This window comes from Kribbella lupini (genome assembly GCF_039529595.1).
GTDB lineage: Bacteria > Actinomycetota > Actinomycetes > Propionibacteriales > Kribbellaceae > Kribbella > Kribbella lupini.
Genome location: NZ_BAAANC010000001.1, coordinates 2,120,088 through 2,139,897, shown reverse-complemented (window position 1 = coordinate 2,139,897; position 19,810 = coordinate 2,120,088). Strand labels below are relative to the sequence as shown.

The 19,810-nt window shown below is 70.9% G+C and carries 17 protein-coding genes; 11 read left to right on the top strand and 6 right to left on the bottom strand.

Annotated features, from left to right (window positions below):
- Window positions 1-51 precede the first annotated feature (51 nt).
- The gene (locus tag ABD235_RS09795) at window positions 52-2,781 is read left to right on the top strand and encodes an ATP-binding protein (RefSeq protein ID WP_344172238.1); all 2,730 of its coding nucleotides are present in this window, start codon (window positions 52-54) and stop codon (window positions 2,779-2,781) included.
- Here the strand turns inward: ABD235_RS09795 and ABD235_RS09790 are convergent.
- Both ABD235_RS09790 and ABD235_RS09785 read right to left on the bottom strand, forming a co-directional pair.
- Complete coding sequence (locus tag ABD235_RS09790; protein WP_344172236.1) at window positions 2,778-3,530, bottom strand: SDR family oxidoreductase; 753 nt, start codon at window positions 3,528-3,530, stop codon at window positions 2,778-2,780. The two genes, ABD235_RS09795 and ABD235_RS09790, sit on opposite strands and share 4 nt — an antisense overlap.
- An 11-nt stretch (window positions 3,531-3,541) precedes the next feature.
- Window positions 3,542-5,032, bottom strand: coding sequence for an MFS transporter (locus ABD235_RS09785; RefSeq protein WP_344172234.1), 1,491 nt, complete (start codon window positions 5,030-5,032; stop codon window positions 3,542-3,544).
- 164 nt (window positions 5,033-5,196) lie between these two features.
- Between ABD235_RS09785 and ABD235_RS09780 the strand changes: the two genes are divergently transcribed.
- Together ABD235_RS09780 and ABD235_RS09775 are read left to right on the top strand one after the other, a co-directional pair.
- On the top strand, window positions 5,197-6,579 hold the full coding sequence (locus tag ABD235_RS09780; protein WP_344172232.1) for a dihydrolipoyl dehydrogenase family protein: 1,383 nt from the start codon (window positions 5,197-5,199) through the stop codon (window positions 6,577-6,579).
- Between the two features lie 33 nt (window positions 6,580-6,612).
- Window positions 6,613-6,969 carry a VOC family protein gene (locus ABD235_RS09775; RefSeq protein WP_344172230.1) on the top strand — a complete coding sequence of 119 codons (357 nt, stop codon included), beginning with the start codon at window positions 6,613-6,615 and terminating at the stop codon, window positions 6,967-6,969.
- Here ABD235_RS09775 and rocD read toward each other — a convergent pair.
- Window positions 6,966-8,168: an ornithine--oxo-acid transaminase gene (gene rocD, locus ABD235_RS09770; RefSeq protein WP_344172228.1), complete on the bottom strand. Its 1,203-nt coding sequence runs from the start codon at window positions 8,166-8,168 to the stop codon at window positions 6,966-6,968. The two genes, ABD235_RS09775 and rocD, sit on opposite strands and share 4 nt — an antisense overlap.
- Before the next feature lie 176 nt (window positions 8,169-8,344).
- Between rocD and ABD235_RS09765 the strand changes: the two genes are divergently transcribed.
- A complete protein-coding gene (locus ABD235_RS09765) occupies window positions 8,345-10,264 on the top strand; it encodes a potassium transporter Kup (RefSeq protein ID WP_344172226.1) in 1,920 nt (639 codons plus the stop codon).
- On the opposite strand, the gene ABD235_RS09760 is transcribed toward ABD235_RS09765, so the two are convergent.
- The gene (locus ABD235_RS09760) at window positions 10,261-10,725 is read right to left on the bottom strand and encodes a MarR family winged helix-turn-helix transcriptional regulator (protein WP_344172224.1); all 465 of its coding nucleotides are present in this window, start codon (window positions 10,723-10,725) and stop codon (window positions 10,261-10,263) included. The two genes, ABD235_RS09765 and ABD235_RS09760, sit on opposite strands and share 4 nt — an antisense overlap.
- Window positions 10,726-10,885: 160 nt before the next feature.
- Here ABD235_RS09760 and ABD235_RS09755 point away from each other — a divergent pair, with 160 nt between their 5' ends.
- Together ABD235_RS09755 and ABD235_RS09750 are read left to right on the top strand one after the other, a co-directional pair.
- Complete coding sequence (locus tag ABD235_RS09755; protein ID WP_344172222.1) at window positions 10,886-11,851, top strand: NmrA/HSCARG family protein; 966 nt, start codon at window positions 10,886-10,888, stop codon at window positions 11,849-11,851.
- Entirely contained in the window at window positions 11,848-12,843 is a 996-nt protein-coding gene (locus tag ABD235_RS09750) for an NADPH:quinone reductase (protein WP_344172220.1), read from the top strand. Before ABD235_RS09755 ends, ABD235_RS09750 begins: the two co-directional genes overlap by 4 nt.
- Here ABD235_RS09750 and ABD235_RS09745 read toward each other — a convergent pair.
- Window positions 12,840-13,595 carry an IclR family transcriptional regulator gene (locus ABD235_RS09745; protein WP_344172218.1) on the bottom strand — a complete coding sequence of 252 codons (756 nt, stop codon included), beginning with the start codon at window positions 13,593-13,595 and terminating at the stop codon, window positions 12,840-12,842. The two genes, ABD235_RS09750 and ABD235_RS09745, sit on opposite strands and share 4 nt — an antisense overlap.
- Window positions 13,596-13,723: 128 nt before the next feature.
- Between ABD235_RS09745 and ABD235_RS09740 the strand changes: the two genes are divergently transcribed.
- The 5 genes from ABD235_RS09740 to ABD235_RS09720 all read left to right on the top strand — a co-directional run bounded on the left by ABD235_RS09740 (window position 13,724) and on the right by ABD235_RS09720 (window position 18,945).
- Complete coding sequence (locus tag ABD235_RS09740; protein ID WP_344172216.1) at window positions 13,724-14,992, top strand: DUF6986 family protein; 1,269 nt, start codon at window positions 13,724-13,726, stop codon at window positions 14,990-14,992.
- Between the two features lie 675 nt (window positions 14,993-15,667).
- A complete protein-coding gene (locus tag ABD235_RS09735; RefSeq protein WP_344172214.1) occupies window positions 15,668-17,785 on the top strand; it encodes a RecQ family ATP-dependent DNA helicase in 2,118 nt (705 codons plus the stop codon).
- Between the two features lie 155 nt (window positions 17,786-17,940).
- Window positions 17,941-18,267: a PadR family transcriptional regulator gene (locus ABD235_RS09730; protein WP_344172212.1), complete on the top strand. Its 327-nt coding sequence runs from the start codon at window positions 17,941-17,943 to the stop codon at window positions 18,265-18,267.
- Window positions 18,264-18,620: a DUF1048 domain-containing protein gene (locus ABD235_RS09725; RefSeq protein ID WP_344172210.1), complete on the top strand. Its 357-nt coding sequence runs from the start codon at window positions 18,264-18,266 to the stop codon at window positions 18,618-18,620. Before ABD235_RS09730 ends, ABD235_RS09725 begins: the two co-directional genes overlap by 4 nt.
- Window position 18,621: 1 nt before the next feature.
- Window positions 18,622-18,945 (top strand): DUF1048 domain-containing protein, encoded by a 324-nt coding sequence (locus ABD235_RS09720; RefSeq protein ID WP_344172208.1) that lies wholly within the window; start codon window positions 18,622-18,624, stop codon window positions 18,943-18,945.
- A 38-nt stretch (window positions 18,946-18,983) separates the two neighbouring features.
- On the opposite strand, the gene ABD235_RS09715 is transcribed toward ABD235_RS09720, so the two are convergent.
- A complete protein-coding gene (locus tag ABD235_RS09715; RefSeq protein ID WP_344172206.1) occupies window positions 18,984-19,769 on the bottom strand; it encodes an ArsR/SmtB family transcription factor in 786 nt (261 codons plus the stop codon).
- Window positions 19,770-19,810 lie beyond the last annotated feature (41 nt).

Below are 19,810 nucleotides of genomic sequence, written 5' to 3'. Positions count from 1 at the left end.
CGGGTCGGCAAGGGCGTGGCGCGCCGGCCGCTCGCGGCGGAGGGGCGGGGCATGAAGCTTTTCGGGCGTCGGTCGGAGTGCGGGGTGCTCGACGACCTGGTAGCCGAGGTGCGCGCGGGCCGCAGCCGGGTGCTGGTGGTCGGTGGTGGGCCAGGAGTCGGCAAGACCGCCCTGCTCGAGTACGCCGTGGAGGCGGCGCCCGAGCTTCGGGTGCTCCGTGCGGTGGGCGTCGAGTCCGAGCAGGAGCTGGCCTTCGCCGCGCTGCACCAGCTCTGTGGGCCGCTGCTCGACCGCGTGCCGCAGCTGCCCGCGCCGCAGCAGGCTGCGCTCGCGACCGTGTTCGGGCTGCAGCAAGGTCCTCCGCCGGACCGCTTCATGGTGGGGCTGGCCGTGCTCAGCCTGCTGGCGGAGGCGGCCGAGAAGCAGCCGTTGCTGTGCATCGTCGACGACGCGCAGTGGCTGGACACCGCGACGGCGCAGACGCTCGGGTTCGTGGCCCGGCGCCTGCACGCGGAGGCGCTCGGGCTGCTCTTCGGCGCGCGCGAGGTTCGCGACGAGCTGCGGCCGCTCGACGAGCTGACCGTGGGCGGCCTGCCGGACGACGACGCGCGGGCGCTGCTGGGATCGGTCGTCGGCTTCGTCCTCGACGAGCCGGTCCGCGACCGGATCGTCGCGGAGACCGGCGGCAATCCGCTCGCCCTGATCGAGCTGCCGCGTGGACTCACCCAGACCCAGCTCGCCGGCGGTTTCGGGCTGCTGGGCGCCCAGATGCTGCCCGGGCGGATCGAGGAGAGCTTTCTGCGCCAGGCGGATCTGCTGCCGTCGTCGACGCGGCGGCTCCTGCTCGTCGCGGCCGCCGAACCGGTCGGCGACCCCATCCTGGTGTGGAGGGCCGCGGACAAGCTCGGCGTCGCCTCGGCGTTCGCCGAGATCGACGGCCTGCTGACGCTCGGGGAACGCGTCACGTTCCGCCACCCGTTGGTCCGGTCGGCCTTGTACGGATCGGCGACGGCGCAGGAGCTCCGCGACGTCCACCTGGCCCTGGCCCACGTCACCGACCCGGAGCTCGATCCCGACCGGCGGGCCTGGCATCTCGCCGCCGCGGCGTCCGGACCGGACGAAGCGGTCGCGCTGGAACTGGAGCAGTCGGCGCTCCGAGCCCAGTCGCGTGGCGGATTCGCGGCCGCGGCGGCGTTCCTGCAGCGGGCCGTCGCGCTGACCGCCGATCCGGGGCGGCGCGGCGATCGTGCGCTGGCCGCGGCGCAGGCCGGGCTGCAGGCCGGAGCCTTCGACACGGCACAGGGCATGCTGGCCACCGCCGAGGCCGGGGAGCTGGACGAGCTCGGGCGGGCCCGGGTCGACATGCTTCGCGCCGAGGCCGCGTTCGCGGTGCAGCGGGGTGGTGAGGCGCCGGGCTTGCTGCTGCGCGCGGCGCAGACGCTCCAGCCGCTCGACGCACGGCTTGCCCGGGACACCTATCTCGACGCGTGGAGTGCGGCGCTGTTCGCCGGCCGGCTGGCGACCTCCGCGGACCTGCGGAAGGTGTCGAGTGCGGCGCGGACGGCGCCCAAGGCCGACGGGCGCGGGTCCGATCTGCTGCTCGACGGGTTCGCGCTGCTGCTGACCGACGAACGCGCCGAGGCGCTGCCGATGCTGCGGGAGGCGGCCCAGGCGTTCGCGCGTGGCGACGTGACCGCCGAGGAAGTGCTGCGCTGGGGCTGGGTCGCGACGGCAGCCGCGGCGGCGGCGTGGGACTTCGAGGCGTGCATCGGCGCGGCGACCCGGCAGGTGGAGGTGGCGCGCAGTACCGGCGCTCTCGCCGTCCTGGCGGTCGGGCTCAACGTGCTCGGCCAGGTCGTCGCCCTCGAGGGCGACTTCAGCGAGGCCGCTTCGCTGCAGGCCGAGGCGGCCGCGGTCCGGGAGGCCACCGGTACCAAGATCGCGCCGTACGGCGGGCTGGTGCTGGCGTCGCTGCGCGGCCGCGAGAACGAGGCCTACTCGTTGATCGAGGCAACGATCCGGACCGCGTCGGCCGAGGGGCAGGGGACCGCGGTGCAGTACGCGCACTACGCCCGCTCCGTGCTGCTGAACTCCGTCGGCCGGCACGACGAGGCGCTGCTGGCGGCCCGGATGGCGGGCAACGACACGCCCGAGCTGTTCGTCTCCGCCTGGTCGCTCGGCGAGTGGGTCGAGGCCGCCGTCCGCAGTGGCGACCTGAAATCCGCGGCCGATGCTCTGGAACGGCTGGAGGAACGGGCGCAAAGTACCGGCCGGCCGTGGGGACTGGGTCTGGCGGCGCGCGCCCGTGGGCTGGTGAGTGGCGCCGAGGACGCGTACGTCGAGGCGATCGAGCAGCTCGAAGGCACCCGGCTGAGACCGGATCTCGCGCGGTCGCGTCTCCTGTACGGCGAGTGGCTGCGTCGCCAGAGCCGCCGGGTCGACGCCCGCGCGCAGCTCCGGCTGGCGCACGAGTCCTTCGGCTCGATCGGCATGGAGTCGTTCGCCGAGCGTGCGCGCCGGGAGCTGCTGGCGACGGGTGAGACCGTCCGCAAGCGGATCGGGACGCCGTTGGCCGGCGCCGAGCTGACCCCGCAGGAGCAGCAGATCGCGCTGCTGGTCCGCGACGGGCTGTCCAACCCGGAGGTCGGCGCGCGGTTGTTCCTCAGCCCGCGCACGGTCGAGTGGCACCTGCGGAAGATCTTCGACAAGCTCGGCATCACCTCCCGCCGGCAGCTCCGCGAAGCCCTGCCCCGCACCGACCTGGAGAAGCTCTCCGGCTAGGGAATCAGCTGCTGACCACCGTCCACGTCGTACGTCGCACCGGTCAGTGCGGTGTTCGTCATCAGGTGGACGGCGAGCGCGGCGACGTCCTCCGGACCGACGACGCGATGGATCGGCAGCGTCGCGCGCAGCTCGTCCCGCCGCTCGTCGAGGTGCCCGCCGAGCAGCCGCGCCGACAGCGGAGTGTCGACGAAGCCGGCCGCGATCGTGTTCACCCGGATCGGCGCCAGCTCGATCGCGGCGTTGGCGGCGATCGCCGGCAGGGCCGCCGTACCGATCGCCGCCAGGACCAGCCCGAGGCCGGGACGTCGCGCGTGCGTACCGCCGATCAGCGTGATCGAGCCGCCGGCCGGGATCCGCCCGATGCACAGCTGCGCGATCCGCAGCGCGCCGATCAGCCGTTCCTCGAACCCGCGCAGCGCCTCGTCGAAGTCCATCTCCGCGATCGGCGCGTACGTCGGGCCGCCGCCGCTGACCAGCACGTGGTCGATCTGCTGCGGCAGTCCGGAGAAGACCCGTTCGAGCCGGACCGAGTCGTTGACGTCAAGTGTCGCCGAGCTTTCCGCGCCGATCTCGGTCGCGGCCTGGGCCAGCCGTTCGCGGTTCCGGCCGGTGATGAACAACCGTGCCCCGGCCGCGCGGGCCTGGCGGGCGGTCTCCAGCCCGATGCCGGAGCTGCCGCCGATCACGACCACGGTCTGGCCGGCCAGCGTCCCTTCGGACTGCACGGTGGTGAGGGTCTCGGTCATGGTGGCTCCTGTCACGAGGTCGGTACGGCGCAGCCGTGGACACGGGGTTGGGCATGGGGCATCTGCGCGACCTTCGGCCGGCCGGACGCGACGAACAGCACGGTGATCAGGGCACCGGCAACGGCCACACCGGCCAGCACGAGCATCGCCGTCCGGTAGCCGTCGGCGAGCGGCTCGGCGAGATTGGTCGCACCGCCGGCGCCGATCAGCGCCGGCACGAGGGCGACCAGGACCACGCCGCCGACGCGGGACGCGGCGTCGTTGACGGCTGACGCTTCACCGAGGTCCGAGTCGTCGACAGCAGCCAGTACGGCGGCTGTCAGCGGCGCGACCGCCAGTCCGATCCCGAGACCCCACAAGATGGCGCCCGGCAGTACGGCGGTCAGGTAGCCGTCGCCCGGCTCGGCCATCGACAGCCAGGCGAACCCGGCGGCCACGATCAGGATGCCGACACTCATCGGCCAGCGGGTGCCGACCCGCGCCACCAGGCTGCCGACGAACGGCGACACGAGCAGGAACACGACGGACTCCGGGACCAGAGCGGCTCCGGCCGCGGTGGCGCTGTAGCCCAGTTGCAGCTGGCACTGCAGGACGACGAGGTAGGACGCGGCGCTCAGTGCGCCGTAGAAGAGGATGGTCGTGGCGTTGATCGCGACGAACTGCCGGATCCGGAACAGCGCCGTACGGACCATCGGTGCGGCTCGACGCTGTTCGAGGGGAACCAGCGCGACGAGGCAGCCGACGCCGACCAGGCCGGACACCAGGACCGGTGCACTGCCCCAGCCGGAGGACGGGCCGGCGGTGAGGGCGTAGATGACGCCGCCGAGGCCGAGCACGGTGAGCAGTCCGCCGAGAAGGTCGAGCGACAGCGGACGCCGGAAGCCCTGCACCTCGGGGACGTGGCGCAGCACCCAGTACGCCGCCGCGATCAGCGGGATGTTGAGGAGGAAGACGTAGCGCCAGGAGCCGTGGTCGATCAGCCAGCCGCCGCCGTACGGGCCGAGCGTCGTACCGAGTGTGGAGATCCCGGCCCAGACTCCGATGCCCTTGGTCCGGTCGGAGGGTCGAAGCGTGCCATTGAGGAGCGCCAGACTGCTCGGTACGACGAGAGCGCCACCGATCCCTTGGATCGCCCGGGCCGCGATCAGCAGCTCGACGTTCGGCGCGGCGGCGCAGGCCAGCGACGCGAAGAACATGATGCCGAGGCCGACGACGAGGATCCGGCGGCGGCCGAAGTGGTCGGCCAGCGCGCCGGCGAGCAGCAGCAGGGACGCGACCGCCAGCAGGTAACCGGTGACGACCCACTGCAGCTGGGTGACTCCGGCGTTCAGCGCCGTACCGATGGACGGGATGGCGACGTTGACCATGTACGCGTCGAGGAAGCCGACCATCGACGCGAGCACGGTTGCGGCGAGCAGCGCCGTCCCGGTGCTGCTGCGCAACGCCGCGAGCGGCTCGTCCGGCCGGGTACCGGCTGGGACCACGCCGCCGTCGTTGGTCATGTCGCTCCTTCGGCTGGGGTTCCGACGATCCGCTCCGGCGGGGCCGACTCGCACCAGGGGATGTCCCTGGTCCGCGGTGCCCAGGGAGACTCCCTGGCTCGACCCGGCGTGGCCTGAGCGACGCTCGGATTGTCGGCATCCGGTGAGCGCGAGGAGTACAGGCCATGGACACGAAGCTCGGGCACGACTACGACGTCATCGTGCTCGGCGGCGGCGCGCCGGGCGAGCACTGCGCCGCGGCCCTGGCCAAGGGCGGCGTACGGGTCGCCGTCGTCGAGCGTGAACTGCTGGGCGGCGAGTGCTCGTACTGGGCGTGCATCCCGTCGAAGACCTTGCTGCGGCCCGGCGAGGCGCTCGCCGAGGTCCGCGAGGTACCGGGCGCGCGCGAGGCGGTGACCGGCGCGATCGACGTACCGGCCGCGCTGGCGTGGCGCGACTTCATGGTCTCGTCGTACGACGACGCCGGGCAGGTGGCGTGGGCCGCCGGTGCCGGCGTCGACGTCCTGCGGGGGAGTGGACGCCTGGACGGGCCGGGCGCGGTGATGGTCGGCGACCGGCGCTACACGGCCGGCGACATCGTGATCGCGGCCGGGGCGGATCCGGTGCTTCCGCCGGTGCTGCGCGACGTGCCCGGGGTGTGGACGAACCGTGAGGTGACGGGGATGACCGAGGTTCCGGCGCGGATGCTCGTGCTGGGCGGCGGCGCGACCGGGGTCGAGATGAGTCAGGCGCTCGCGCGGATGGGGTCGGCCGTCGTACTGATCGAGCGGGGTGAGCACTTGCTGGGGCGCGAGCCGCGGGCGGTCGGGGTCGCGGTGGCGACGGCGCTCGCGGCGGACGGGGTCGACGTCCGGCTCGGTCTGGACATCTCGCGGGCCTCGTGGGAGGACGGCGAGTACGTCGTCGTACTGGCTGACGGGTCCGAGCTCCGGGGCGACAAGCTCCTGGCGGCGACGGGCCGCCGGCCGCGGGTCGAGGGCATCGGGCTGGAGACGGTCGGCATCACACCGAACCCGCGGGGCATCCCGGTCGACGACCGGCTCGCCGTCGGGCCCGGGCTCTGGGCGATCGGCGACATCACCGGGCTGTGGCAGCTCACGCACGTGGGGGAGTACCAAGGCCGCGTTGTGGCGAGCAACATCCTCGGCCGGCCGCGGACGGCCGACTACGACGCCGTCCCGCGGGTGGTGTTCTGCTACCCGCAGGCCGCGTCGGTCGGCGCCGCGGACGGGCCCTTCACGAGCACGGTGCAGTTGTCCGGGGTGCCCCGGACGGCGACCTACACGCGGGCGTACGACAGCCAGCCCGGCTTCCTGACCATCGTGTCGGACGGCGAGGTGCTGATCGGAGCGCACGCGGTCGGCCCGGAGGCCGGGGAATGGTTGCAGCAGGCAACGTTGGCGATCCGCGCGCGGGTACCGGTCGCGGTGCTGCTCGACGTGATCCAGCCGTTCCCGACGTTCTCGGAAGCATTCCTGCACGTCCTGCGCGACCTCGACGAGCAGCTCGCCCGGCCGAGGTCGGGCGTGCACCTCGCCCGCTCCTGAGACCGTCCGTGCCCGCGGCTATCGTTGGCGGGCATGGACGACGTACCGCAGCTGGCCGCGGTGGCCATCGACTGCAGCGACCCTTGGGCGCTCGGACGGTTCTGGCAGGAGTTCCTCGGCGGTGAGCTGCGCGACGGCGGCGACGACTTCGTCGAGTTGCACGGGGCAACGGTGCGGATCGACTTCTGCCAGGTGCCGGAGCCGCCGGTGGACCGCAAGAACCCGGTGCACCTCGATCTGCGGGTCCCGGCGGAGCGCCGGGACGCCGCGATCGAGCGCGTCCTGGGTCTCGGGGCGACCCGGGCGCTGGACATCTACGACGGTGACGAGTGGGCCACCTTCCGCGATCCCGAAAGCAATGAGTTCTGCCTCGTGTGGGGTGCGGCCTAGCCGGCCAGGGACTTGAGCGCCAGCGTGAAGCGCTCGGTGAGCCAGTCGAGCGTGCTGCTGGTGATGGTCAGCGGCGGCGAGAGCCGGATGGTCGAGCCGTGCGTGTCCTTGGCCAGGACGCCGTACTCTGCGAGCCTCTCGCACAGGTCGCGGCCGGTGCCGAGCGCGGGATCGAGGTCGAGTCCGGCCCAGAGACCGTGGACGCGCAGCCCGGCCAGACCGTGCGCGCCGAGCGGTTCGAGTCGTTCGCGGAGCCCGGTCTCGAGGTTCCGCGCGTGCAGCTGGAGATCACCGGGTTCGAGCAGCTTCACGACCGCGCGCCCGACCGCGGCGGCGAGCGGGTTGCCGCCGAAGGTGCTGCCGTGGGTGCCCGGTGTGATGACGTCCATGATCGCCCGGTCGGTGACGACGGCCGACAGGGCGACGATGCCGCCGCCGAGCGCCTTTCCGAGGATGTACACGTCCGGTACGACGCCCGCTCGCTCCGAGGCGAACGTCGCGCCCGCCCGGCCGAGCCCGGACTGGATCTCGTCCGCGATCATCAGCACGTTGTTCGTCGTACAGGCTTCCCGTACGGCGGCCAGGTAACCCTCCGGTGGGACGATCACGCCGGCCTCGCCCTGCACCGGCTCGAGCAGCACCGCGACCGTCGTCTCGTCGATGGCCGCCTCCAGCGCGGCGGCGTCGCCGTAGGGGACGGACCGGAAGCCCGGCGTGTACGGCCCGTAGTTGTCGTGCGCCACGGCGTCGCCGGAGAAGCTGATGATGCTGATCGTCCGGCCGTGGAAGTTGCCGTCAGCAACGATGATGGTGGCTTGCCCGTCCGGCACGCCCTTGACCAGGTAGCCCCAGCGGCGGGCGAGCTTGAGTGCGGTCTCGACGGCCTCGGCGCCGGAGTTCATCGGCAGGACCGCGTCCTTGCCGGCCAATGCGGCCAGCTCCGCGCAGAACGGCCCGAGCTGGTCGTGGTGGAAGGCGCGGCTGGTCAGCGTCACCCGCCCGAGCTGCTCGGTCGCGGCGGCGATCAGCGCCGGGTGCCGGTGGCCGAAGTTGAGCGCGGAGTACCCCGCCAGGCAGTCGAGGTAGCGCCGGCCGCTGGTATCGGTGACCCAGGCGCCCTCGGCGTGCGCGATGGTGACCGGGAGCGGGTGGTAGTTGTGCGCGCCGTACTGCTCTTCCAGCGTCACCGGATCGATCACGGGGCGTCCTCTCGTAGGTAACGAACAGTACGGAAGACTATAGCTGTGTAGCGCTCGCTACGACATCAGCGGACTGCCCGCAGCTTTCTCACAGGATTCTCACAGCGCAACCCGTGTGCTCGGCTCCGATCCGGCGCCGGGAGGTGGTTCACTGCGCGCGTGAACAGGCTGATGCGATGAGCGCCGGTCACGCGGAGGGCCGCGTGCAGTCCCGGACCCTGCTGACGATCGGTGCGCTCGGCGTTGTGTTCGGCGACATCGGGACGAGTCCGATCTACACGATCCAGACCGTGTTCAACCCCGGTGACCCGCACCCGGTGCCGGTCTCGGCCGACAGCGTGTTCGGGATCGTATCGCTGATCTTCTGGGCGGTCACGATCATCGTGACGATCAAGTACGTGCTGCTGGTCCTGCGCGCGGACAACCAGGGCGAGGGCGGCATCCTCGCCCTGATCACGCTGATCCGCAGCCACGGGACCAACGGCAGCCGGCGGACCAAGCTGATCCTGGCCGGGCTCGGCATCTTCGGCGCGTCGCTGTTCTTCGGCGACAGCATGATCACGCCGGCCATCTCGGTGCTGTCCGCGGTCGAGGGCCTGAAGGTCGTCGAGCCCGGGCTGGACGCGTACGTCGTACCGATCACCGCGACGATCATCGTGGTGCTGTTCACGCTGCAGCGGCTCGGCACCGGCCGGATCGGGCGGTCGTTCGGACTGGTGATGGTGCTGTGGTTCGCCACCATCGGTGCCGCCGGGATCGGCGGCATCACGCGGCACCCGGAGATCCTGAAGGCGCTCTCGCCGACGTACGCGCTCGGCTTCCTGACCAACCACTTCGGGCACGCGTTCTTCGCGCTGGCCGCGGTCGTGCTCGCGATCACCGGCGCCGAGGCCCTGTACGCCGATCTCGGGCACTTCGGCCGCGCGCCGATCACCCGGGCCTGGCTCATCCTCGTGTTCCCGGCGTGCATCCTGAGCTACCTCGGCCAGGGCGCGCTGGTGCTGAAGGATCAGTCCTCGGTGAGCAGCCCGTTCTTCCTGCTCGTACCCGAGTGGGGACGGATCCCGCTGGTGCTGCTCGCCACCGCGGCGACGGTGATCGCGTCCCAGGCGGTCATCACCGGCGCGTTCTCGGTCGCCCGCCAGGCGGTCCAGCTCGGCTACCTGCCGCGGCTGCGGATCCTGCACACGTCGAGCAAGACGATCGGTCAGATCTACGTCCCGTGGATCAACTGGGCGCTGATGATCTCGGTGCTGACCCTGGTCTTCGCGTTCCAGACCTCGGCCGCCCTCGCGTTCGCGTTCGGGATGGCGGTCACCGCCACGGTCACGATCAACTCCGTGCTGTTCTTCTACATCGTCCGCAAGCAGTGGGGGAAGCCGCTCTGGGTGGTGCTCGGCGGCGGCGCGGTGTTCCTGTCGATCGAGTTGCTGTTCCTCGCGGCGAACCTGACCAAGCTGGTTCACGGTGCCTGGCTGCCGCTGCTGATCGGCATCACCGTCTTCACCGTGCTCACCACCTGGCAGCGTGGCCGCGCCCTGGTCACCGCGCGCCGCGAGCGTCAGGAAGGCTCGCTGACGACGTTCATCAACGAGCTGCACGACGCCCGGCCGCCGCTACACCGGGTGCCCGGGACGGCGGTCTTCCTCAACCGCGGCAAGGACACCGTGCCGCTGGCGATGCGGGCGAACGTCGAGCACAACCACATCCTGCACGAGAACGTCGTGATCCTGTCGATCGAGACCGAGCCGGTGCCGTCGGTGGACGACGCCGACCGGATCACGATCGACGACCTCGGCTTCGACGACGACCGGATCGTGCACGTGACGGCCCGGTTCGGGTACGTCCAGACGCCGGACGTCGCCGCCGTACTGCGGCTGGCCGCGGAGCAGAGTTCCGAGGTGGCGTCGCTGGACCTGAGCGACACGTCGTACTTCCTGTCCACGATCGAGCTGCGGCTCGGTGAGCACCCGGACATGCCGCGCTGGCGGAGCCGGCTGTTCGTGGCCACGTCGCACATCAGCGCGGACGCCGCCGAGTACTTCGGTCTGCCCCGCGACCGGGTGGTCATCATGGGTTCCCGCATCGACGTCTAGTCCGGCGGCTCGCTGCCGGGCGGGGGCTCGGTGAGCTCGCGGAACATCTGCTTGAACAGCCGGTAGTTCTTCGCGCCCAGCCGTTCGGCGTGGCGGGCCTCGATGCCGTCGACGATCGCGTCGGCCGCGCGCATCTGGGCCAGCCCGCGCTCGGTCGGGCAGACCAGCTTCGCGCGCCGGTCGCTCGGGTCGGGACGGCGTTCCAGGTAGCCGAGGGCCTCGAGCTCGTCGACGAGGGTGCCGATGATCTGCTTGTGCTGGCCGGACAGCCGCGACAGCTCGGTCGCCCGGACGCCGTCAGCGGTGAGATAGGCCAGTACGGCGCCGTGGCGGTACTTCAGGTCGTCGAATCCCTGGGTCGCCAGGGTCGCGAAGAGCTCCCGCTGGACCGCGAACAGGAGCCGGCCGGACAGCACGCCCAGGTCGGGATCCGTTGCCCTGCGCTCCGCTCGGGTGACCAACCGACGCTCCTTCCGCTGCCGTGTAGGTGAACACCTTAGCCACCGGCCAGGCATCGATCGCGGTAGTCATATTACTTGATCGTCACCATATTTGACTATCGAATGGCCGCGGTCTACGCTTCTGAAGTAGTCAAGATTCATGACGATCAAGGAGTTTGACATGACGGAGACCATCGCTGTCGTCGGCGCGACCGGCATCCAGGGCGGCGGCCTGGTGCGGGCGATCCTGGCGGACCCGGCCCGGCGGTTCGCCGTCCGGGCGATCACCCGGAACCCGAACGGTGCGGCGGCGCAGAAGCTCGCCGACGCCGGTGCCGAGGTGGTCGCCGCCGATCTGGACGACGAGGACAGCCTGCGCAAGGCGTTCGACGGCGTGTACGGCGCGTACGTCGTCACCAACTACTTCGCCGAGCGCACCGAGGCGGAGGTCGCGGCCCGGTCCGCGGCCGACATGGAGCTCGAGCAGGCCGGCAACGCCGCCCGCGCGGCGCGCGATGCCGACGTACGGCACGTCATCTGGTCGACGCTCGAGGACACCCGGCCGCACTTCGGCGACACCGATCGCGTCCCGACCCTCGACGACGGCCGGTACAAGGTGCCGCACTTCGACGCCAAGAGCGAGGCCGACGACCTGTTCCGCCAGGCCGGCGTACCGACTACTTTCCTGCGGACCACCTTCTACTACGAGAACCTCGTCGACTCGCTCGGCCCGGCCCGCGACGCCGACGGCCACCTCGTGCTCACCCTGCCGATGGGCGACAGCCCGATCAACGCGATCGCCGTCGAGGACATCGGCCGGACCGCGCTCGGCATCTTCGGCCGGGGCGAGGAGTTCATCGGCCGGACGGTCGCGATCGCGGGCCAGGCGCTGACCGGCGCCGAGCTGGCGGCGACGATGAGCGACGTGCTCGGCGAGCCCGTCACCTACGCGCCGCACGACTGGGACGCCTTCCGGTCCTTCGGGTTCGAGGGTGCCGCCGAGTTCGGCAACATGTTCCAGTACTACGCGGAGAACCACGAGCAGTTCACGCGCGACCGCGATCTCGACCTGGTCCGTGAGCTGAACCCGCAGCTGCAGAGCTTCCGCGAGTGGTTCACCGAGCATCACACCGAGCTGGCGCGATGACCGCGGGCCTGATGAAGGCTGCCTGGTACGACGCGCAGGGGGCCGCGCGCGACGTCCTGCGCGTCGGCGAGCTGCCGGTCCCCGAGCCCGCGCCCGGTGAGGTGCGGGTCCGGGTCGAGGCCTCCGGGATCCACGTCGGGGACATCGGCAAGCGGCAGGGCTACTGGGGATCGACGATGGCGTTCCCGCGCGTCGTGCCGCACGGGGACGGCGTCGGGGTGATCGATGCTGTGGGCAACGGTGTTGCCACCGAGCGGATCGGGGAGCGGGTCTGGGTGTTCCTGGCCCAGTCCTACCGGCCGGGTGGGACGGCGGCCGAGTACACGGTGGTGCCGTCGGGACATGCCGTCGTACTGCCTGGCGTCGTCGACAGCGCGCAGGCGGCCGGCCTCGGCATTCCGGGGATCACCGGGCATCGTGCGGTGACGGCGGGCGGGGATGTGGCCGGGAGCAACGTTTTGGTCACCGGCGCGACCGGCGCCGTCGGGCGGGCGGCGGTGGCTGTCGCCCGGCGCGCCGGGGCAACGGTGCTGGCGACCGTACGGCGTGAGTCGGAGCGTGAGGTCGCGCTGAAGCTGGGGGCGCATCACGCTTTCATGTCCGGCCCCTCGTTGAAGGATCAGATCGTCGACGCGGTCGGACCGGACGCGATCGATGTGGTGGCCGACCTGGCGTTCGACCGCACGATCGACCTGGCGGCCGAGGTGCTGCGGTACAACGGCTCGGTCGCCACGTACGCGACCGGTGAGACCCGGCCGGCGGTGCCGTACTGGCAGCTGGCGTTCAAGAACGTCGCCGTACGGTTCATCAGCAACGACGACTTCCCCGAGGAGGCGAACCAGCTCGCGGCGCGTGATCTGACGGCGGCGCTGGTTGCCGGGGATCTGCGGTACGACGTACGCGCTGAGTACTCCCTGGAAGACATCGCCGCGGCGCACGAGGACGTCGAGCAGGGCTCCGGGGCGTCGCGCGTGATCCTCCGGGTGGCCTAGCGCAGATCGTCGGACAGCGACTGGGCGGCCTGGGTCAGCAGGGGGATCGCCCGGTCCACGAGGGTCTCGGTCATCCGGCCGGCGGGGCCCGAGATCGACATCGCGAGCCGGGACGGGACGTCGGGCACCGGTACGGCGATGCAGCGGACGCCGAGCTCCTGCTCGCCCTCGTCGGTCGCGTACCCGTCCTGCTGCGCCTTGCGGAGCTGCGCGGCGAACTCCTCGACGTCGGTGATCGTGGTCTCGGTGTGCTTGGGCATACCGGTGCGCTGCAGCAGCTCGCGGACCTCGGTGTCGCGCAACTGGGACATGATCGCCTTGCCGACCGCGGTGCAGTGGGGGAGGACCCGGCGGCCGACCTCGGTGAACATCCGCATCGAGTGCCGGGACTGGACCTGCGCGAGGTAGACGACCTGGTCGCCGTCCAGCATCGCCATGTTGGCGGACTCGCCGAGCTCGTCGACGAGACGGGCCAGGTGCGGGCGGGCCCAGACGCTGAGCATGTGGGACGAGGTCTCGCCGAGCCGGATCAGCTTCGGGCCCAGCACGTACTGGCGGGACGGCTCCTGGCGGACGTAGCCGAGGTCGACGAGCGTGCGGACCAGGCGGTGGATCGTCGGCAGGGGCAGTCCGGAGGCGGTGGCCAGCTGGGACAGGCCGAGCATGCCCCCGGCGTCGGCCATCAGCTCGAGCAGGCCGAACGCACGCTCGATCGACTGGACACTGCCCGAGCGCGCGGTGGTTTCCGCCACGAGATCTCCTTCGGTTTCCGGATGGCGGAAGTCTAGCGTCAGATTTTGGAAGCTCAAGCTCTTGCGGCTTCCGTTTTACGGATATTAGTCTCCGTCATACGGAATTCGCGGAGATTAAGGTGGTGGGTATGACAGACCTCGACGCTCTCGTCGGCGACCTGGACCGACGGCTGGCCGAGGCCGACGCCGTACTGACCACGCGCTACCCGGGGGACCGGGGAGTGCGGCAGCCTGTGCACACGGTTTATGTGCCCGGGGATCGGTTTTCTGTTCGGACCGTTGACGAGTGGGGTTCTCAGGCCAAGGCTGCGTTGGAAGCTCATGGCGGAACGGCTGCGCAGCTCGCCTCGGCGCTGGGGCAGTCCGCGCCTGCTGGCGCCTCCGAGCCCCAGCGTGAGCTGGTCTACGAGCGGGTCCGCGCCAAGCTCGACGACGAACCGATCGAGGATCTGCGGATCGACTTCGAGGACGGGTACGGCACGCGGTCCGACGAGGAAGAAGACGCCGCAGCTGTCGCCGCGGCACGTGCACTCGCTGAGACCGTGAAGGCCGGCGTTGCACCGCCGTACCACGGTCTGCGCATCAAGTCCCTCGAAGCACCGACCCGTCGCCGCGGAGTCCGCACCCTCGACCACTTCGTCGGCGAGCTCGCCGCCGCCGACGCCCTGACTCCCGGCTTCGTCATCACCCTGGCCAAGGTCACCTCGGTCGAACAGATCGACGCCATGGTCGTCGTCCTGGACGCCGTCGAGCGCGCCCGATCCCTCCCGAAGCTCGGCTTCGAGATCCAGATCGAAACCCCGCAGTCGATCCTCGGCCCCGACGGCACCGCCCTCATCCCACGCATGATCACCGCCGGCGCCGGTCGCGTCACCGGCCTCCACTACGGCACGTACGACTACTCGGCCTCGCTGGGCGTCGCCGCGGCGTACCAAAGCATGGAGCACCCGGTCGCCGACCACGCCAAGAACGTCATGCAACTGTCCGCCGCCGGCACCGGAGTCCACATCTCCGACGGCTCCACCAACGTCCTCCCCGTAGGCGACCGCGCAGCAGTCCACGCCGCCTGGCGCCTGCACGCCCGCCTGGTCCGCCGCTCGCTGGAACGAGGCATCTACCAAGGCTGGGACATGCACCCCGCCCAACTCCCCACCCGGTACGCCGCCACCTACACCTTCTACCGAGAAGGCCTCGACTCAGCCGCCACCCGCCTCCGCGCCTACACCGGCAACGGCGACTCCGGCTACCTAGACGAGCCCGCCACCGCCACAGCCCTGGCCGCCTACCTGCTCCGAGCCGCCGACTGCGCCGCCACCACGCTGCCCGAACTCGAGAAGCTGACCGGCCTGGACGAGTCGGCTCTCGCCAAGCTCGCCAAGCGGCCTGTGCGTAGCTGATGCACGCCCGACGGCCAACCCCGGCCCCGGCCCGCCTAACCCGCGGATCGCGCCCGCCTAACCCGCGGATCCGTCCCGTACGCCGCGCAGCACTCGACTCGCCTACGCCGCCGACCGCCTGCCTAGCTCACGGTCCACCCGGCCGGAGCGCGTCCACGACCGACGCCCACCACTGATCAAGCGGAGGTCATCAGCGGGCGCCCACCGTGGCGAGGGCGTCAAAGTGTCCCCGCCGAGCGGTTGATCAGTGGTGCGCGTCGGGCGTGGGCAGAGCCGGGGCGCCCAAGGACGACCTCTGACTCGTGCAGGCGAGCGAAGAGACTGAACACGAGCGCCGGTCCGCAGTCCCGGCCAGTAGGCGACGCCTTCCTCCGCTCGGCGTTTGCTGGCCGGACGTGCACCACTCACCAACCGGCGGCCGCCGTTCGGCGGTCACCGTGGCGAGCGTGCGTGAACAACACCTCGGGCTAGTTGGTGAGTGGTGCACGTCCGCGCCGCAGCGCCATGGAGGCCCCGCAGGCACGGCTGCACGGTGATGGCGCTCGTCGCGTGGCCGTGCTCGGCGCGATCTTCGGCATGGCGTTCGGCGCAATCGGCTTCCCTTCGCGCTGGGTTTTCCACAGATCAGGTCCAGGGGCCCACGCGATGGGGGTGGAGGCGTCTAGGGTCTTCGGCATGGGTGATGCGTTGAAGTTGTCCGAGGCTCGTGGGGCTACGGCTGCGGGGGTGATCTCCGCGATCGCGGGGGACGCCGCGCGGTTGCGGGAGGACCAGGAGACCGCGGTCGCGGCGCTGTGTGAGCCCAATGCGCGGGTGCTGGTCGTGCAGGCGACGGGCTGGGGCAAGTCGGCGGTGTACTGGGCGGCGACGGCGATCCGGCGGTCCGAAGGGGCCGGGCCGACGCTGGTGGTGTCGCCGTTGCTGTCGCTGATGCGCGACCAGGTCGCGGCCGCCGCGCGTGCCGGGCTGCGCGCGGCGACGCTCAACTCGTCCAACTTCGACGCCTGGTCCGAGATCGAGAGCGACCTGCGGTCCGGCGCGATCGACGTGTTGCTCGTCTCGCCCGAGCGGCTGGCCAACCCGGGCTTCGGCCGACGCGTGCTCGACGGGCTCGCCGGGCAGATCGGGCTGCTGGTGATCGACGAGGCGCACGCCGTGTCCGACTGGGGACACGACTTCCGGCCCGACTACCGCCGCGTGTCCGACGTACTGCAGAAGCTCAACCCGCAGACCCCCGTGCTCGCGACGACGGCGACCGCCAACACGCGTGTCACCGAGGACGTCGCGCACCAGCTCGGCGCCTCGACGCTCGTACTGCGGGGCCCGTTGGCGCGGTCGAGCCTGCAGCTGGCCGTGGTCAACGCGCTCTCACCGCTCGACCGGTTCGCGTGGGTGGTCGACCATCTGCCGAAGCTCCCCGGCTCCGGCATCGTCTACACGCTGACCGTCGCCGACGCGCAGCGCCTGGCGTCCGCGATCCAGGAGGTCCACGGCGCGGCCGTGCCGGTCGCGGCGTACACCGGCGGGCTGGAAGCGGGGGAGCGGGAGTACCTCGAGGACGCGCTCCGCGAGAACCGGCTCAAGGCGCTCGTCGCGACGTCCGCGCTCGGGATGGGGTACGACAAGCCCGACCTCGGGTTCGTCGTGCACGTCGGGTCCCCGCCGTCGCCGGTGTCGTACTACCAGCAGGTCGGTCGTGCTGGGCGCGGCATCGACCACGCCGTCGTCGCGCTCCTGCCGTCGGATGCCGACGCGGGCGTGTGGGACTACTTCGCGACCGCGACCATCCCCGTGCCCGAGAACGTGAACCGCCTGCTGGCGGGCCTTTCGGCGTACGGGCCTGATCAGCCGGCGACCGTCCCGTCGTTGGAGGCCGAGACCGGGCTCCGCCGTGGCCGCGTCGAGCTGATGCTGAAGCAGCTGGCCGTCGACGGCGCGGTCGAGCGGGTCGAGAAGGGCTGGCTGCGGACGGACGCCGAGTGGACGTTCGACGCCGCGCACTACGACGGCATCGTCGCCGTACGACGGCGCGAGGCCGACATCATGCGTGCGTACACCCGGGGAGAACGTTGCCTGATGCAACTGCTTCAGGAGTCGCTCGACGACCCGACGGCCGAACCGTGCGGCCGGTGCTCGGTCTGTCTCGGCCTGCTCCCGGACCCGCTGACCGCGGCACCTCACCCGGAGACCGTCGAGGCGATCACGCGCCAGCTCCGCGGCGAGACCCACGTCCTCGAGCCGCGCAAGATGTGGCCCGGGGGAGCGTTCGGTGCCAAGGGCAAGATTCCGCCGGCGCTGCTCGCGGACCCCGGGCGGACGATCGTGTACGCCGACGCGCCCGAGTGGCGCGAGGTCCTGCGATCGGTCTTCAGCGACACCCCCGACCCTGCGCACGTGGAAGCCCTGAAGGCCGGCTGCGTCGCCGCCCTGTCCCGCTGGCGCGACGCGTGGTCCCGCCGCCCCGAGGTTGTCATCCCCCTGCCGGCCGCGGGCTACCGAGGCCTGACCACCGCAGTAGCCGACCATCTCGCCGAAATCGGCCGCCTGGACCGCGCCGAGCTCACCCTCAACCCGTACGCCCTGGACGATGGCCTCTCGTCAGCCGAGGAAGCCCGAGTCTGGCGAGACGCCATCGAGGTCGACAGCACCACCGCCCAAGCCATCACCGCCCGCTCGGTCCTGCTGGTCGTCGACGCCTCGTCGTCCCAGTGGCCCATCACCGTAGCCACCGCCAAACTCCGAGAATCCGGTGCCGCCGCGGTGCTCCCTCTCCTGATCCACCGCCGCCCCTGACCCACCACGCTGCGTCTCCGGCCCAACCCCTCACCCCCGGTCGAGCCCCCAACTCCGACCAACGTCAGGCCGCCAACTCGCCTGTACCCGGCTCCGGTACTCAGTGCTACTGTATAGCTGGTACTTGGTGTGACTGAGTACTGGAAGGGCGCAGCATGGACGATCTGACGGAGATGTTGAAGGGGACGCTCGAGGGGTGCGTGCTCGAGATCGTCAACACCGACGAGACCTACGGGTACGCCATCACGCGGCGGTTGAACGAGCTCGGGTTCGCGGACGTCGTCGAAGGGACTGTCTACACGATCCTGCTGCGGCTGGAGCGGAACAAGCTGGTGCGGGTGACGAAGCGGCCGTCGGAGCAAGGGCCGCCGCGGAAGTTCTACGCGCTGAACGCTGCGGGGCGGCAGGAGTTGGCGCGGTTCTGGGCGAAATGGGAGTACGTGACCGAGCGGATCGAGAAGCTCAAGGAGGGCGGGCGATGAACATCTGGGAGACCATCACCGGCAGCGATCTCACCACGGAGTACAAGGCGTTCGAGGTCCGGGCGCAGGCGTTGCCGGCCGACCATCGGGCGGCATGGGAGCAGATCAAGGCGCACCTGGCGCCGTACGGCGACTTCACCGGGCGCAACCTGCTGCCGATCCTCGACGGTGCCCTCGGGCTGCTCGAGGAGACCGCGGCGCAGGGGCAGAGCGTCGACGAAGTGCTGGGGGACGACCTCGCGGGATTCTGCTCGGCGCTGGCCGGGGGAGAGGGGCGCCGTACCTACCGGGACCGCTGGCGCGAGCAGTTGAACCGGAACGTCGCGAAGAAGCTGGAACGGCTGGGAGGCTGACATGGGCATCCACGACATCATCGAGGGCAAGAAGCAGTGGCGCGCGCACGTCGCGCGGGTGAAGGGGCTCCCGCCGGACTACCAGATCGTCTACCGGGAGATGCAGAAGTACTTCTTCAAGGTCGGTCCGGTCGGCCTGACCGACGGCGACCTGCTGTCCGGGATCGTCGACTTCTTCGAGGAAGGTGTTGCCTCCGGCAAGGGAGTGCTCGAACTCATCGGCCCCGACGTCGCGGCGTTCTGCGACGGCCTGATCAAGGACTCCCCGACGTACGCCGACGCCTACCAGCAGTCGATCACCAAGCAGCGCAAAGCCGGCGGCTGAGGCGAGCACGCCCCCCAGCCTCCGGCTGCTGAACGCCGTCAGCCCTGGAGTGCCTTGCTGGATTCGGTGACGGACTTGAGGTCGGCGATCACTCGGATCCAGCCTTCGCCGACCAGTTCGCGGATCCGGCTGCCGGGCTCGAAGCCGGTGTGGACGACGGTGAGCTTCACCTGGTCGTCCTCGGGCTCGAGGGTGAAGGTGACGGTGGACAGCGGCTCGTCCTTGATCGCGGCCTCGTCGTCGGCGGACAGCCCGGCGGCCGCGGCGAATTCCGGGGTGATGACGTGCCAGGTGTAGGCCAGTCGCCGGTACGGCTCGTGCTCGACGACCTTCTGGCCGGCGCCGGCCATCGTCACGTCGCCCATCTTCCACTCCATCGGCGAGCCGGGCCGCCAGTCGGTCTCGTGGTGCAGGCCCCAGTACTCGCGGGTGAACTCCGGCTCGGTCAGCGCGCGCCACAGCCGCTCGGGCGTGGTCCGGATGTAGGTGGTGTAGACGAAGTCGTTGTCGCTCATGGTCTGCTGCTCCAATGCGGTCTTGAGGTCGGCGAACAGGTGCACCCGCCGGCGGTCGTACCGGGTGATCCAGCGGTCCGCGATCGCGTTGATCGGTTCGGCGTTCAGGTAGTGCAACTTCTCCCGCCCGCGCCGCACGGTGGTGACGAGGTTGGCGGCCTCCAGTACGGCGAGGTGCTTGCTGACCGACTGCCGCGCCATGTCCAGGACGGTGCAGAGCTCGCGCAGGGTCTGGCCGTTGCGCGTGTTCAGCTCGTCGAGCAGACGCCGCCGGCTCGGGTCCGCGAGGGCACGGAACACGTCGTCCATCACGCTGTTCACTCCTAACATGCAGCCGCGTGGCTGCCTTT